The following is a 13,936-nucleotide window of genomic DNA, read 5'->3' as shown; positions in this document are numbered from 1 at the left end:
CCGGCGCCCGACCCGGATCCGTTTGACCTTGACACGGTGACAAGCCCTTCACTGTGGCCGAGGAGGTGGTCCCCATGACCAGGTCGGCAGATGGCACGAGCACAGGCACGGACGCGACCGCAAGCACGGACGCCAGGACGGGCACGACGGGGGCGATTCGGGCGCTGGGGCACGACGACCCGTCGGTGCGGCTGAAGGCGGCGCTGGCAGTCGGCACGAACCCGGACCCCGCGTCGGTGCGCCCGCTCGTCGGGCGGTGCGCGGTCGAACCCGACTTCCACGTCCGCGAGATGCTCACCTGGGCGCTCACCCGCCACCCGGCGGCGCTGACGGTGCCGCCGCTGCTCGACGAGGTCCGCGCGGAGCGTGCGCAGGCCCGGAGCCAGGCGCTGCACACGCTCTCCAAGATCGGCGACCGGCGGGCGTGGCCCGCGGTCACGCCGGCCCTGCTGGCCGACGCCGACGAGGAGGTGGCCCGCAGCGCCTGGCGGGCGGCGGTCGTGCTCGTCCCCGACGGGGCGGTGCACGGCTTGGCCGTACTGTTGGCGACGCAGCTCGGACGCGGCGGTCGCGAGACGCAGTTGAGCCTCAGCCGGGCACTGATCTCGCTCGGGGAGGCGGTGGTGCCGGTGCTGGGCACCGCGACGGCGGACCCCGACCTGCGGGTGCGCGCGCACGCGATCGCCACCGAACGGCTGTGGCGCGACCCGGATGCCGGATTCGAGTTCGCAGTCGAGGAGGCGAAGCGCATCGCGGTCCTCGGCCCGGACGACCAGGAGGGGCGGTAGGCAGTGTTGATCGGCGAGGTGGCGCAGCGGTCCGGGGTCAGTGCCCGCATGCTCAGGCACTACGAATCGCTCGGGCTGGTGCGGCCCTCGGGCCGGACCGGCACCGGCTACCGGGAGTACTCCGAGGAGAACATCCGGCGGATCTTCCACATCGAGAGCCTGCGGTCGCTGGGCCTGTCGCTGGGCGACGTCGGGCGGGCGCTGGACGACCCCGGCTTCACGCCCTCGGGGCTCGTGGACGAGCTCATCGACCGGACGCTGGAGCGCATCGCCGCGGAGACCGAACTGCTCACCCGGCTGCGCCGGATCGGCGCCGCCGGGCCGGCCGGCTGGGAGGACGTGCTGCGGATCGTCGCGCTCCTCCAGGCCCTGGAGTCGAAGAGCCCGGGGGCCCGGCAGCGCGCGGCCCTGTCCGCCGCCGACGGGGCGGCCGACGGGGCCGCGGTGCCGGTGGAGGCACTGGCCGAGGCCGTCCTGGGCGAGTCGGACCCGGTCGTCTCCGGGGCCCTGCGCTGGGCGCTCGCCCAGTCCGGAGGCGACGCGGCGGCGCTGCTGGCACAGGCCCTCGACTCCCCCGAGGCCGAGGTCCGCAAGCGCGCCGTGCAGTCGATCGCCGAGTTCGAGGACGACGCGGCGACCGCACTGCTGCAGGACTCCCTCGCGCACCCGGACGTCGTGGTCCGCGAGTACGCGGCCCTGGCGCTCGCGGCGCGCGGGGTGGCCGACGCCGTCCCGACGCTCATCGAGATGATCGTCGAGGAACGCAAGGACGCCGACGCGGCCGACGCGCTGGCCGCACTGGCGGCCGACCCCGCACGGGCGGAGCCGATCGCCACCCTGCTCGCCGACTGCCTCGCCCACGGCACCGCCGGCCCGTCCGCACGCCGCTGGCTCGCCCAAGCGCTCGCCGACATCCCCGGAGCCACGGCCTCCCGCGCCCTCACGGACCTCTCCCACGACGAGGACCGCGCCGTCGCCCTCACCGCGGCGTACGTCCTCACGCTGCGCGCCGCGCAGTAGCGGCCGAGCGGTAGCGGGCCCGGCCGGCTCGGGCGCATCCGTCCACGTGTCACAGGTGTCACAGGTGTCACACGTGTCACGTGGGGAGAAGCGCGAGGTCCGGCCGGCGCCGGAGAACCGTGAGCCTTGAGGCCGGGTCGATTGAACCGCGCTCCGGTGCGCGCCCGCGACTGGTTGACCACCCAGGCCGGCAGCAGCCGCATCGTGTGGATCACCAGTGGTCTACCCGCGGGTCGGCGACCGGGATTCCAGCGCTGCGAGTCCGCTCCGATGGACCGGACAGGCGAATCCGCCCTGGCGCCCGGGTGTCGTCCCCGGTTCGGGGGCGGCGGGCGGTCGGCCGACCGGAGGATGTGGGCAACTCCACCCCCTCGACCGGGAGGCACCGTCATGTCCGTTCCGAGCGCGACCCCCTTCGACCTGGGACTCGCGGGACAGCGCGTCGTGGTCACCGGTGCCGGCCGCGGCATCGGACTCGCCGTCACCGAAGGGTTCCTCGCCGCCGGAGCCCGAGTGGTCGCCGGAAGCCGGCGGCGCAGCGAGGCGCTGGACGGGCTGGTCCGGCGGGGCGCCGATCTCACCGTCGTGGAGGTCGACCTCGCCACGCCCGGGGGCCCCGCCGAACTGGTCGCCGCCGCGGTCGCCGCGCACGGCGGCGTCGACGTCCTGGTGAACAACGTGGGCGCGGTGCGGCCCCGCCTCGACGGCTTCGCCGCCATCACCGACGCGGACTGGGAGTGGACGCTCACCATCAACTTCCTGGCGGCGGTACGGGCCACCCGTGCCGCGCTGCCGCACCTGACCGCCGGCGGCGACGGCAGGATCGTCACCGTCTCCTCCGTCAACGCGCGGCTGCCCGACCCGCTGGTCCTCGACTACAGCGCAGCGAAGGGGGCCCTCAGCAACTTCTGCAAGGCCCTGTCCAAGCAGGTCGGACCGCAGGGCGTCCGCGTCAACTGTGTGAGCCCCGGCCCGGTGGAGACCGCGCTGTGGAAGGGCGCGGAGGGCGTGGCCGCGACCGTCGGCCAGAGCCTCGGCGTCGACCCGGCCGAGGTCGCCAGGATGGCGCAGGCCCAGGCCGTGACGGGCCGCTTCACCACGCCGGCCGAGGTCGCCGACCTCGTGCTGTTCCTCGCCGGCCCCCGCTCCGGCAACATCACCGGCGCGGACTTCGTCATCGACGGCGGCCTGATCGACGCCCTCTGAGGGGTTCAGCCACGGCGACCTCAGCCCTGGTACTGGACGACGATCCTGGTGAACTCGTACGGGGACTGGGCGACTCCGCTGCAGGCGTCGGCGTCCGTGCCGGAGCCGCAGGCGCGGTCCCGGTTGACGGCCCAGTAGGCGAAGCGGGCGAGGTGGTGCTGCTGCGCGTACCCGAGGATGGTGCGGAAGTCGCCGGTGGTGACGGTCTCCCCGGCCTCGTCGGTCCTGCCGTTCATCGAGGAGACGCCGATGTGCCGGTACGCCGCGTCGTCGCCGTAGCCGTACGCGCTCTTGACCGCCGCCTTCAGGCCCTCCAGCGCCCCGACCGTCGCCTGCCCCATGCTGCCGCTGTGGCCGCCGAAGTCGAACGGCATCACCACCCAGCCGTCGTTGGCCAGGCCGGCGGCCGCGCCGCGCTTGATCAGGTCCTTGCCGGTGGCGTCCGGGCCGGTCGGGGTGGTGCCCATGGTGACGTAGGTGACGATGCCGGGGTTCTTGGTCTTGACGATCTTCAGTGCGTCGACGACCCGCTGACGGACCGTCGCGTTGCCGAACTCGGTGTTCTCGATGTCGATGTCGAGCGCCTTCAGCCCGTAGGCGTCGATCACCTTCTGGTACGCGCCGGCCAGCGCGCCGGCACTGGAACACTTCTCGCCGAGCTTGTTGCCGCTCCACCCGCCGACCGAGACCACGACGTCACCGCCGGCCGCCCGGATCGACTTGATCGCCGCCTCGTCGGAGCCCCCGGTGAGCGCCCGGCTGCCGTCCCACTTCGGGTTGCACCCGCCGTCGGAGAGGACGAACGCCAGGGTGAACCACCTGACCCCGGCCGCCTTCATCACATCGGTCGGCTTCTGCGGGCTTCCCCAGCCCAGGTACTCGTACGGCGCGGCGGCCATACCGGGCACGGCCGCCGCCGAAGCGGAGGCGGTGGCCGCGGGGGCCAGCAGCAGCGCGGCCGGGCCGAGCGCGGCAGCCAGCAGCGGGGCGGTGAGACGGACTCCGATGGTCTTGCGCATGCCAACTCACTTTCGTCGATCCAGTCGATCCAGGCGAACCGGTTGATCCAGGCGAACCGGTTGATCCGGTTGATTCCGGTTGATCCGGGCGAACCAGCAGAACGGTGACGGCAGTTCAGGGCGGCGGAGCAATCCCGGAACGGAGCGCGACGCCCCACAGCGGGTGTCTCACAGAATCGGGGCACCCGGGCCCCGGGGTCAATGGCTTTCGTTAGGAAAGTTTCCCAATGGTGCATCAGGCAGCCGCGCCCGCCGGTCGGCAGGTCGGTCGGCAGGGCCCAAAAGATGCTCCCAGGAAATTCCCAGGGAGAGGCAACTGAACGGGTGTTCCCCGGAGTCCCCCATGTGACCGGGCAAGCGGGCCCGGCGGGACAGAAACCGGCGTCGAACAACGATGAACCTGACTGGCACTCCCCTGCTCGTCCTCGCGACAGTGCTGTTCGCGGCCTCGATCGCCCTGGCCATGGCCCAATGGCTGGGCCGCGGAGCCTACTTCGGACGGGTGCGGGAGCGGACGGCGGAGCAGCGGCGCAGGCCGCTGCGTGCGCTCTCGTACCTGGGGACGGTGCTGCTCTGCCAGTTCACCGCCGTGGCGCTGGTCTTCGTGGTCGTCAACGACGAGAACCAGCTGTACGACAGCTGGGGCGACCTGCTGGGCACCGCCAGCCACGTGCGGGCCGTACCCGTGCCGCCGAAGGACGAGGGGCTGGCGGGGGACCGGACGGCCGCGCCCGGTGAGCCGTCCGCGGCGCCGGTGCCCAAGGTGCCGCAGGCCTTCCACGCGCCCGACTCCGACTCCGTGCCCAGGACGGTGAAGCAGGCCGACCTCAAGGGACGGCTCTCCGGGGTCGACGGCGAGGTGCTGGTCTGGACGCCTCCGCAGTACGACGACCCCGCCTACAAGGACAAGACCTTCCCGGTGGTCGAACTGCTCGTCGGCTTCCCCGGCTCCTCCAGCGCCTGGTTCGGCGACACCATGGACGCGACCAAGCAGCTCGAACCGCTGATGAAGTCCGGGCAGGTGACGCCGTTCATCCTGGTGTCACCGCGCGTCACCCTGCTCGGCAACACCGACACCGGCTGCGCCGACGTCCCCGGCAAGGTCAACGCCGAAACCTGGCTCTCCCGGGACGTCCCGCAGATGATCGTGGACAACTTCCGGGCCGACACCACCCCGGACCGCTGGGCCCTGTCCGGCTACTCGGCCGGAGCCCACTGCGCCCTGCGCCTGGCGCTCGCCCACCCGAACCGGTACCGCGCCGCGATCAGCATGTCCGGCTACAACAACCCGGCCGGCGAACCGAGCTCGCTGACCGCCAAGGACCCGAAGCTGCGCGAGACCTCCAACCCGCTCTACATCCTCACCCACGCCCCGACCCCGCCGAACGTCGCACTCTACGTGACCGGCAAGCGGGGCGACGGGCTGGAGGACGCCACCGCCCTGCAGCAGGCGGCGAAGAGCCCGACCGTCGTCACGCCGGCCGAGACCACCGGGGCGCACCTGACGTCGACGTGGAAGCCGCTGGTCGTGCCGACCTTCAAGTGGCTGACGGGGATCATCCCGCCCCGCTGACCGCCTCGTCGGCCGCCTCGATGACCGTCCGGCTGACCGTCCCGCTGCACCCCGGCGCGTCGCCCGGGCTCCGGCTCACCCGTTGGGAGGCGGACGACTTGCCGGGGTGGGAGCATGGTCGTAGCGCCTTCAGTGCACATCTGTGAGGAGCATTGCCATGCCAGGGCCCAGCCAGCCGCCGCCCGAAGGCTTCGCACGGTCCGGTGAGGACGTCGTGCTGCCGCCCCCGCGGGACCTGCCCGAAGACCTCGGCTTCGACCCCGCCGAGTTCCCGCCGGAGCTGCTGGAGGCGCGGGCCGCGATCGAGGAAGTGCTGAGCGGCCAGGGGGACGAGCGCAGCGGGATCCGGTCCGCGGACGACGTCACGGAACTGACCAACATCCAGGGGATCGGCATCGGCAGGGCCACCCTGTCGCAGCTCGGGCCGCAGGCCGATGCGGTGGAGCCGGGGCAGCCGACGCTGACCGTCTACCTGGCCCAGCCCCGATCCGCCGAGGACGTCAAGGCGGTGCTCGTCGACCGCATGGGGGTCGGCGCCGCCGCGTCACCGAGGGTGGTCGTGGTGCCGGTGGTGACCGGCCCGATCGAGGCGCAGCTGTTCGACTTCCAGCAGCGGCCCGCGCCGGGCGGGATCTCGGTGCTCAGCGACCCCAACGCCCTCGGCTTCGGCACGCTGGGCTGTCTGACCACCGGCCGGACTCCCCCGCGGGACCAGCGGACGCTCATCCTCAGCTGCAACCACATCCTCGCCAACAGCAACCTGGGCCGGCTCGGCGACTGCGTCGACCAGCCCGCCACCGGTGACGCGGGGGTCTGCCCGGACGATCTCATCGCGGTCCTGGAGCGCTTCGTCCCCGTGACCTTCGGCGGCCCCATCAACAGCGTCGACTGCGCGACGGCCTGGGCGGACGCGGCCAATGTCAGCCCCAACGTGCTGGCCCGCGGGCCGGGCGGAACCTTCGAGCTGGCGATCAGCTCCACCACCGCGGCGGCGACGGTCGGCGCGGCCGTCGGCAAGAGCGGCCGGACGACGGAGGTCACCGCGGGCACCGTCCAGGAGGTCGGCGCCTCGCACTGGGTCGGCTACCCGGGCGGGAACTCCGCGTTCTTCTCCGGCTCCATCGCCATCACCGGGAGCTCCAGCCTCGGCCTTCCCTTCACCGGGCCCGGGGACTCCGGCGCGATCGTCTGGACCGACGACGAGAACCGCAATCCGATCGGCCTGCACTTCGCCGGCACCAACAACCTGAGCCGGTCGTTCTCGAACCAGATCGACACCGTCACCCAGGCCCTCGACGTCTTCATCACCGGCACGATCTGAGCACCCGTCCGCACCGATCCGAGCACCCGTCCGCACCGCCTACACCGACTGGAGTTCCAGGTCGCGGTCGAGGGCTTGGCCGGCGCGGGCGGCCCAGGTGTCGGGGTGGTCGGGGCCCAGGTGGTGGGTGAGGCCGTCAAGGGCGTGGGCGCGGAGGGCGGCGGCTTCGGTTGCGCGGCCGATGGCGTGCAGGGTGCGGGCGAGGTTGGCGGCGCGCCGCTCCGCCGTCCGGAGGAGAGCGGCTTTCGGCCGATGAGCGGGCGGGTCGGCTGCGGTTCGCGTGACGCGGGCGGCCCGGTACGCCTCGGGTGGCGCGCCGCGTCGCCCGGCGCGGGGGACGCGGCAGCGTGCGGCTGCGTGGCGACTTTTCCGTTGTCATATGCGGAGGTTCACCATCCCTCCCTACCATTCGCCGGAGTACGTCTGCGAGGCACGTCCCGGCCGCGGGTCGCAGCGGCATGTGTCACCACCGACAACGAGGGCGGAACCATCGTGCGCAGGAACACCAGGAGCAAGAGGCTCGGAATCGCCGCCTGTCTGCTGGCCGGGTTCGCGGCGGCCGGCGTCGTCGCGGCGCCCGCCGCCGAGGCGCAGTCGGCATCACCGGCCCGGGTCGAGGGCCTCAACTGCTCCACCCCGACCATCGGATTCCTCAACGGACAGTGGTACTACGGCATTTCGTGCGACGCATGGGGCACCACCAAGTGGTGGGTGAACGTCAACTGCTCGGACGGCTCCTTCCGGACCGACGGCCCGCACACCACCTTCCTGAACGTCATGCTGTACTGCCCGCCGAACACCACCGTCACCAAGGGCTGGGTCAGCTACACCCCCTGACCCCACGCCCCCGGGCTCCCGCCGCGCCGCCGCTCCCCCCTTGGGCGGGATCCCGGAAGGGCCCCTCGCCGTCTCTCACGGAGTCAGGAACAGTTCGTCCAGATGGCGGGCAAGGATCGCCAGCGCGGCGTCGCCGGTGCGCTGGCCGCCCAGCACGCTTGAGCCCAGACCGTTGACCATGGCCAGCAGTCCGGCGGCGGCGATCTCGGGGTCCTTCCCGGGGTCGATCTCCCCGGCCTGCTGGGCTGTGCGGATCTGCTTCGCGAGGAAGCCCTCCAGCAGCTCGGGCTGCCGCGCTCCGTGCTTCTCCAACACCTCGGGGTCGTTGAGCACCAGGGCGTAGTAGGCCGCATAGGTCCTGGTGATCCGGCGGCTCTCCGGATCGGTCGGCAGGATGCACGACAGGATCGCGGTCACGGTGCCGCGCGGTGTCGGTGGGGTGCCCGCCGCCCTGATCCAGTTCTCCATGCGGGCCTGGAGTTGGACGGAGAGCCTGGCCAGCGCATCCAGCAGGAGCCCTTGCTTGGTCTCGAAGTAGTACTGCACCAGTCGCAGGGAGACGCCGGCTTCGGCGGCGACCGCCCGCATGCTGGCCGACTGCAGCCCCTGGGTGTCGGCGATCCGCAGCAGCGCCTCGGCGATCTGCCGTCGGCGTTCCTCGTGATCGACCCGTGCGTTCATGGCCCCACCTCCCTGGTACACCCGTATCATTGCGTGATACACATGTATCATGCGAATCAGCCAGTTCAAGACCCACCAGGCCGGGGACCGATTCCGCACCGCCTACGAGCGCACTCTCGCGGAACTGTGGCCGGGGCCACGGACGGCGCTGGACCTTCCGACCACATTCGGGACCACCCGCGCCTACCGAACCGGGCCACAGACCGGCGAGCCGATCGTGCTGCTACCCGGCTCGGGCGGAAACGCACTGATGTGGCACCGGTACATCGACACGCTGGCCCGGCACCACCCGGTCATCGCCGTCGACACGGTCGGCGAGCCGGGCGCGAGCGTGCAAACCGCGCCGATCTGCACCGGCCGGGACGGCGCTGCCTGGCTGGACGAACTCCTGGCCGCACTGGACGTGACGGACGCCCATCTCGTCGGCTGCTCCTACGGCGGCTGGCTGGCACTCAACCACCAGATCCACCACCCCGGCCGCACCGCCACCCTCACCCTCGTGGATCCCGCCGGCTTCGCCGACTTCGGCCCCCGGTTCTACACCTGGCTGATCGCCGGCGCCCTCGCCGCAACAGCGCCGCGCCCGCTCCGCCCCCCGCTGGCCCGCCTGGTCGGCAACAGCGCCATCCTGGAGACCGAACTCATGAACCTGATGCGCGCATCGATGGGGTTTCGCCGCGCACTCCCGGTTCCTCCGATCCTCTCCGACGAGGAGCTGCACCGTCTGCGTGTCCCCGCGCTGTTCCTGCTCGGGGCACGCAGCGCCATGCACGACTCGCGCAAGGTCGCCGACCGCCTCGGCAGGCTCGTGCCCTCGGCCCGGGTGGAGATCGTGCCCGGCGCCGGCCACGCACTGCCGACCGACCAACCGGACCTGGTGGTCGACCGCATCCTCTCCACCGTCGGGCAGTAGTGCCACCCGGTAGGTTCAACCCCCTGGGAAGCCTTCTTGGGAACGGTGCCATGAGAGTCAGATGCCTGCGGATCATCCACCCCTCGGCCGGTCTCCCGGTCCCGGAGTACGACGGGATCCGGGTGGGCGGTGTCTACCCGGTGCTGGAGCTGGTCGCCCACGACATCGATTGCCAGATCCGCGTGCTCGGCCCCGGCACGCCCGACCCCGGACTGCTCTGGGACACCGCCGACTTCGAGACGGTGGACACCCGGATGCCACCCGGCTGGACCCTGGTGATCGCCGACGGCCGCACCCGCCTCGCGGACTCCCGTTGGCAGCGGCCCGGGTTCTGGACCGACTACCACCGCGGCGACCCGCGGGCGCTGGCGGACTACGAGGACGTGAAGCGCGAACTCCTGGAGACCTGACCCCCGTACGCGGCGGCGGGCTCCGGAGCCCGCCGGAGCCCGCCGCTTCCGGCTACCGGCACTAATCGCAGTGCACCGGGCTTCAGCCCGGTGGTGAAGCGATAACCCGCCGAGACGGTCACCCGACCGTGGTGGGAATCCCCGGCCCTGAGGCCGGGGAGCGGACGTCACATGACCGTGCAGGTGGTCGAGCCGTCGGGGTTGCTGGACATGCCTCCGCCGGCGTGTGCGCAGTAGTCCTCGCAGACCGAGGACGAACCCGGCTCGCAGGTCACCGTCATCACCTCCGCGAAGTCCCTGCGGACCGCCCCCGCCCGGCGCCGGGTCCCGCAGCGGATGTTCAGGCCCGCGGGCCGTACGCGGCTCGGTTCCACGCCGCCCGGTTCGCGCACCCCACCGGCCGCCGCCGCCCGGTAGCGGGGCGCGGCGGCGTCCAGGGACTGCTCTGCGGTGAAGCCTGGGGTCCTCATCTCGGGTGCCTCCTCCTCCGTGTCCTCTGTCCTCTGTTCTCTGTCCTCTGTTCTTCGTGTGTCCCGTGTGTCCGGTGTGTCATCTGTCGTAGTAGGGCTGGAGCCGGGTGACCAGGAACGGGTGCCGCTCCGTCACGTCGACCCGGGCGAACGCCTTCTCCGTGACGTCCGTGTCGCGGCCGGTGTAGGAGAAGACCACGTCGACGACCGTCCTGGCCCCGCCGAGCCGTGACGGGCGGACCTCGACGGCGGTGATGGACTGGTTGCGGTCGAAGGCCTCCGCCGCCCTCGCGTAGATTGCCGGGTAGCGGACGGCCAGGTAGTTCAGCGCCCGGTGCTCGTCCGTCGCACCGGCGTTGTCCGAGAGTTGGACGACCCGGTCGAACACCTCGGCCGCCGCGGAGCGGAACCGGTCGGCGTCGGCTCCCTTCGGTACGGGGAGGCTGGCGAGCAGCGTGTCACGGTCGAAGGAGTAGATCTGGTCGACCACCGCCGTCGGCACCATCAGCCCGTTGCAGACCTCGGGCGGGGCGATCGGGCCGACCGTACCGATCACCACGTCCACGTCGCCGCCGTCGGATCGCGGCCGCACGGCTTCGACCAGCAGTGACAGGTCCGCCGGATCGCGGGGCCGCAGGAGGTAGGTCTCCAGGCCCTCGATGGTCAGGATCCAGCACAACTGCCGTGCCAGGTAACGGTTTTCCTGTTCGGAGAGCACAGCCTGGAGCGCTTCCCGGTCGGTCAGCCCCGCGACGTCCGCGCGGCCGAGGACCTGGGCGAACTCCTTCTCCACCCCGAGGGTCGGGAAGCGCGGCTCGACGCGGCCCACGGCGTAGAGGTACGCGGGTTGCGCCCGGGCCGAGCCGTCGCCGTGGCCACAGCCGCACCCGCAGCCGCCGGCCGGAGACAGGTCCTCGGCGGACATCTGGACCGTCTGACCCAACGGCCCGACCGGCCCGACCGGCCCGCCGGGTTCAGCGAGTTCCACAGGCTCCACGGGCCCCACAGGCCCAGTGGATTCCACGGTGAGGCCCGCGTCCGTGCGCTCGGTGTTGGACTCCTCCACTGCTCCGCTCCCTTCTCCTGCCCGCCGCCACTGCTGTCATCCCGTCGGGGGCAACTCACCGCGACGACCGGCCACGGAAGCCCACCCACCGGTTGAGCCGTTCGGCGCGCCGGCCGCAGCAACCGCAGGGGCGGATGCCCACGGCCCCGGTCGCGCGCTTGATCACGTCGCCCAGGCCGATGTCCTCCTCGTTGACGAAGCCGGGCAGCCGCACCCGTGGTCGCGGCCGTGCCGGTTCGCCGGTCGGCGGTCCGGAGCCGCCGTGGAGCCTGTCGCCGGCCGTCCTGTCCCTCATCCCGTCCTCCTTGCCGTCCGTGTGCCGCCGGTCCACCGGGCCAGCCGCTCCCGGGCCCGCGCGGCGTCCAGCAGGTCGGGCCAGAGCGCCCGGCGCGGGTGGGTGGTGCCGCACAGCGCCCGGCGGATCTCGGCCGCGCCGGCGTGCGGGAACTCGGAGTACAGCAGGGCGATGGCCCCGGTCACCAGGGGTGCGGCGACGCTGGTGCCGCGGATCGGCGGCTGGCGGGCGGCCGTGGCCAGGCTGGTGATCCCCTCGCCGGGTGCGCTCAGGCCCGCCCTCGCGATCGACCCGGCCAGGTTGGAGTACGGCGCCGGGCGGCCGCGGCGGTCACAGGCCGCGACCGGGATCACCGCCGGATGCCGGGTGAGGACCGAGCCGCCGACCACCCCCTGGTTGCCCGCGGCGACGACGACGATCACGCCGCGTCGCGCCGCGTGGTCCAGGGCCTCGGTCAGGGACCGGCCCTCGCGCACCGCCGACCAGCTCAGGTCCGCACTGACGTTGACGACCCTGGCACCGGCGTCGACGGTGTCGACGATGGCCGCGGCAAGCTGTTCGGGGCCCGTCGGCAGCGGGAGGCCGCTCCGTAACGGGAGGCCGGCCTGCCCCGCGCCCTCGGCCGACCCCGCCCCCTCCGCGAACACCGACCTCAGCAGCACCGTGCAGTCGGGGCAGATCGCCGGAGCGCCCGTACCCCGCCGCCCGGTCAGGATCCCGGCGACGAAGGTGCCGTGCCGGCACTGCTCGCTGCCCGGCTCGGCGCACCGCGTCGGTACGTCGCCGGGCAGTTCACGCAGGCGCGCGGTCCGCAGCCCGGGGTGCCCGACGGCGACCGGGCCGTCCACGAGCCCCACGACCGTCTCCGGCCGTCCACGGGTGCGCGCCATCAGGCCGCCGAGGGCGACCAGGTCCAGCGGCGCCACGTCCAGGACTCGCGGTCCGGCCGCCGTCTCGACTGCCTCGGATGTCTCGACCGCGTCGACGAACCGGCGCTGCCGGGCACCGCCGGGGATGGCTCCCGCACGGATCGTGCCCATGGATCCACGGTAAGACCGCCCGCCCCGACCGTCATGTCCGGCCGGCACCACCGCGGACCGCGCCCGCTACGAACCGCGACCACGGACCTCGGCTCACGGGCAGGACGTCACGCGCAGTAGGTCACGGGCAGTACGTCACGGGCAGTACGTCACGGGCAGTACACCACGCTGGGGCCCCTGCTGCCGACGTCGAGCCGGTAGTCCCGGACCCCGATGATGACGCACATGTAACCGCCATTGCCCCAGGGGCCGTAGTACCAGCTCGGGCCGTCCATCTCGCTGCCGGGCCCGGTGGTGGTGCCCGGCCCCCGGGTGTTGCTGTAGCCGATGGTCCCGTCGGCGTTGTACCCGATGTGACTCACCGACAGCATGCACCAATTCGACGGGGCGTCGCCCGTCTGCTGGTAGCCGTGGGGCGTCACCATGTTGGCGCTCCACGTCGTCCAGAAGTAGCACCCGCTGCCGGTCGGACCGAACTGGTCGTCCCAGTTGAAGCCGCTCGCCGACGCGGGCGCTGCGCCGGCTGTCACCATCCCCCCGGCCAGCGCAGCCGACAGTGCCGCCACAGCCGCAGCCTTCCTGAACCTACCCAGTCCACCCAACCTGCCCAACCTGCCCATTGCCTCTGCCTCCCGCTCGAAGTCCGGTAACGAGCTTCCCCGCCACCGCAGTTGGCGACCGTAGCGGGAGGCCGGTGGCAGCGCCACGTCGAGCGGCGAAGTGTCAGGGGAACGGCCGGTCAACGTCGTTCCCGGCGGTGTCGTCGCTCGGGCCCCACCCCGGTCGGAGCGGGGTGGGGCCGGGCCTCGGTGCGCGCGGGCGGAACGGGCACCTCCCGGCGCCGGAAGGCGCTCCTGGCGGCAGGGACTCAGCAGAAGATCGTCGTGTACCAGCCGTACGTGTAAGTGGAGTTGTAGTGCCACGTCACGGTGTAGTAGGCAGGCGCCCAGACCCTGGACGCGCCCACCCAGTCCTGGTACCCGCCGCTGCCGTCGTACCACCGCGGGCATACCCAGTCCCCGTGGTTGGCACAGTTGTTGTCGTACTGGTCCAGCGGTGCGCCGTGGGGATTCGACGGCTTGAAGGAAGTCCAGCACGGCACGCTCCCGGCCGCCGGGCTGGGCTCGACGACAGCATCCGGAGCGGACGGGACAGACGGAGCGGACGGGACGCGGACAGCGGCCTGGGCGGGCCGGGCCAGGCCGCCCAGTGCGAGAGCACCGAAGATCGCCGCCGATACCGCTGCTGTGACCGGCTTCGTGAGCCGCAACGACTTCACCCTTCTCCGCGATCGCAA

At 72.4% G+C, this 13,936-nt stretch carries 16 protein-coding genes; 8 read left to right on the top strand and 8 right to left on the bottom strand.

What is annotated here, in order from left to right:
* Positions 1 to 74: 74 nt before the first annotated feature.
* From BX285_RS33785 to BX285_RS33775, 3 genes are all read left to right on the top strand, one after another.
* Positions 75 to 788 carry a HEAT repeat domain-containing protein gene (locus BX285_RS33785; RefSeq protein WP_183107325.1) on the top strand — a complete coding sequence of 238 codons (714 nt, stop codon included), beginning with the start codon at positions 75 to 77 and terminating at the stop codon, positions 786 to 788.
* Positions 789 to 791: 3 nt separating this feature from the next.
* A complete protein-coding gene (locus BX285_RS33780) occupies positions 792 to 1,808 on the top strand; it encodes a MerR family transcriptional regulator (protein ID WP_097241092.1) in 1,017 nt (338 codons plus the stop codon).
* Positions 1,809 to 2,198: 390 nt separating this feature from the next.
* Positions 2,199 to 3,014 carry an SDR family oxidoreductase gene (locus tag BX285_RS33775; RefSeq protein WP_121179385.1) on the top strand — a complete coding sequence of 272 codons (816 nt, stop codon included), beginning with the start codon at positions 2,199 to 2,201 and terminating at the stop codon, positions 3,012 to 3,014.
* 20 nt (positions 3,015 to 3,034) lie between these two features.
* Here the strand turns inward: BX285_RS33775 and BX285_RS33770 are convergent, their stop codons facing one another.
* A complete protein-coding gene (locus tag BX285_RS33770) occupies positions 3,035 to 4,033 on the bottom strand; it encodes a chitinase (protein ID WP_121179384.1) in 999 nt (332 codons plus the stop codon).
* Between the two features lie 394 nt (positions 4,034 to 4,427).
* On the opposite strand from BX285_RS33770, the gene BX285_RS33765 reads away from it, so the two are divergent.
* The 3 genes from BX285_RS33765 (at position 4,428) to BX285_RS33755 (ending at position 7,764) form a co-directional block, all read left to right on the top strand.
* Positions 4,428 to 5,606 (top strand): esterase family protein, encoded by a 1,179-nt coding sequence (locus tag BX285_RS33765; RefSeq protein WP_097241094.1) that lies wholly within the window; start codon positions 4,428 to 4,430, stop codon positions 5,604 to 5,606.
* 157 nt (positions 5,607 to 5,763) lie between these two features.
* Positions 5,764 to 6,927 carry a hypothetical protein gene (locus BX285_RS33760; RefSeq protein WP_097241095.1) on the top strand — a complete coding sequence of 388 codons (1,164 nt, stop codon included), beginning with the start codon at positions 5,764 to 5,766 and terminating at the stop codon, positions 6,925 to 6,927.
* A 492-nt stretch (positions 6,928 to 7,419) separates the two neighbouring features.
* Positions 7,420 to 7,764, top strand: a complete 345-nt coding sequence (locus tag BX285_RS33755) for a hypothetical protein (RefSeq protein ID WP_259470952.1) — start codon at positions 7,420 to 7,422, stop codon at positions 7,762 to 7,764.
* 75 nt (positions 7,765 to 7,839) lie between these two features.
* On the opposite strand, the gene BX285_RS33750 is transcribed toward BX285_RS33755, so the two are convergent.
* A complete protein-coding gene (locus BX285_RS33750; protein ID WP_121179383.1) occupies positions 7,840 to 8,445 on the bottom strand; it encodes a TetR/AcrR family transcriptional regulator in 606 nt (201 codons plus the stop codon).
* A gap of 49 nt (positions 8,446 to 8,494) precedes the next feature.
* Here BX285_RS33750 and BX285_RS33745 point away from each other — a divergent pair, with 49 nt between their 5' ends.
* Together BX285_RS33745 and BX285_RS33740 are read left to right on the top strand one after the other, a co-directional pair.
* Positions 8,495 to 9,358, top strand: coding sequence for an alpha/beta fold hydrolase (locus BX285_RS33745; RefSeq protein WP_121179382.1), 864 nt, complete (start codon positions 8,495 to 8,497; stop codon positions 9,356 to 9,358).
* Positions 9,359 to 9,408: 50 nt separating this feature from the next.
* A complete protein-coding gene (locus BX285_RS33740; protein ID WP_097241097.1) occupies positions 9,409 to 9,768 on the top strand; it encodes a hypothetical protein in 360 nt (119 codons plus the stop codon).
* Positions 9,769 to 9,935: 167 nt separating this feature from the next.
* On the opposite strand, the gene BX285_RS33735 is transcribed toward BX285_RS33740, so the two are convergent.
* The 6 genes from BX285_RS33735 to BX285_RS33710 form a co-directional block, all read right to left on the bottom strand.
* Entirely contained in the window at positions 9,936 to 10,238 is a 303-nt protein-coding gene (locus BX285_RS33735; protein WP_097241098.1) for a hypothetical protein, read from the bottom strand.
* Between the two features lie 79 nt (positions 10,239 to 10,317).
* Entirely contained in the window at positions 10,318 to 11,163 is an 846-nt protein-coding gene (locus BX285_RS33730) for a hypothetical protein (protein WP_183107324.1), read from the bottom strand.
* Positions 11,164 to 11,359: 196 nt separating this feature from the next.
* Positions 11,360 to 11,599, bottom strand: a complete 240-nt coding sequence (locus tag BX285_RS33725; RefSeq protein WP_143685931.1) for a hypothetical protein — start codon at positions 11,597 to 11,599, stop codon at positions 11,360 to 11,362.
* A complete protein-coding gene (locus tag BX285_RS33720) occupies positions 11,596 to 12,639 on the bottom strand; it encodes a S8 family serine peptidase (RefSeq protein ID WP_220784015.1) in 1,044 nt (347 codons plus the stop codon). The genes BX285_RS33725 and BX285_RS33720 overlap by 4 nt, the downstream gene beginning before the upstream one ends.
* Before the next feature lie 149 nt (positions 12,640 to 12,788).
* The gene (locus tag BX285_RS33715) at positions 12,789 to 13,205 is read right to left on the bottom strand and encodes a hypothetical protein (protein ID WP_121179381.1); all 417 of its coding nucleotides are present in this window, start codon (positions 13,203 to 13,205) and stop codon (positions 12,789 to 12,791) included.
* Between the two features lie 302 nt (positions 13,206 to 13,507).
* On the bottom strand, positions 13,508 to 13,909 hold the full coding sequence (locus tag BX285_RS33710) for a hypothetical protein (protein WP_147465281.1): 402 nt from the start codon (positions 13,907 to 13,909) through the stop codon (positions 13,508 to 13,510).
* Positions 13,910 to 13,936: the final 27 nt, after the last annotated feature.

It is taken from the genome of Streptomyces sp. 1114.5, from assembly GCF_003635085.1.
Classification (GTDB): domain Bacteria; phylum Actinomycetota; class Actinomycetes; order Streptomycetales; family Streptomycetaceae; genus Kitasatospora.
This window is presented reverse-complemented; position numbering and strand designations above follow the sequence as displayed.

Coding starts and splice junctions, on each gene's coding strand:
- BX285_RS33785 (WP_183107325.1), top strand. CDS start 75: ATGACCAGGTCGGCAGATGGCACGAGCACAGGCACGGACGCGACCGCA.
- BX285_RS33775 (WP_121179385.1), top strand. CDS start 2,199: ATGTCCGTTCCGAGCGCGACCCCCTTCGACCTGGGACTCGCGGGACAG.
- BX285_RS33770 (WP_121179384.1), bottom strand. CDS start 4,033: ATGCGCAAGACCATCGGAGTCCGTCTCACCGCCCCGCTGCTGGCTGCC.
- BX285_RS33765 (WP_097241094.1), top strand. CDS start 4,428: ATGAACCTGACTGGCACTCCCCTGCTCGTCCTCGCGACAGTGCTGTTC.
- BX285_RS33760 (WP_097241095.1), top strand. CDS start 5,764: ATGCCAGGGCCCAGCCAGCCGCCGCCCGAAGGCTTCGCACGGTCCGGT.
- BX285_RS33750 (WP_121179383.1), bottom strand. CDS start 8,445: ATGAACGCACGGGTCGATCACGAGGAACGCCGACGGCAGATCGCCGAG.
- BX285_RS33745 (WP_121179382.1), top strand. CDS start 8,495: ATGCGAATCAGCCAGTTCAAGACCCACCAGGCCGGGGACCGATTCCGC.
- BX285_RS33740 (WP_097241097.1), top strand. CDS start 9,409: ATGAGAGTCAGATGCCTGCGGATCATCCACCCCTCGGCCGGTCTCCCG.
- BX285_RS33735 (WP_097241098.1), bottom strand. CDS start 10,238: ATGAGGACCCCAGGCTTCACCGCAGAGCAGTCCCTGGACGCCGCCGCG.
- BX285_RS33730 (WP_183107324.1), bottom strand. CDS start 11,163: ATGTCCGCCGAGGACCTGTCTCCGGCCGGCGGCTGCGGGTGCGGCTGT.
- BX285_RS33725 (WP_143685931.1), bottom strand. CDS start 11,599: ATGAGGGACAGGACGGCCGGCGACAGGCTCCACGGCGGCTCCGGACCG.
- BX285_RS33720 (WP_220784015.1), bottom strand. CDS start 12,639: ATGGGCACGATCCGTGCGGGAGCCATCCCCGGCGGTGCCCGGCAGCGC.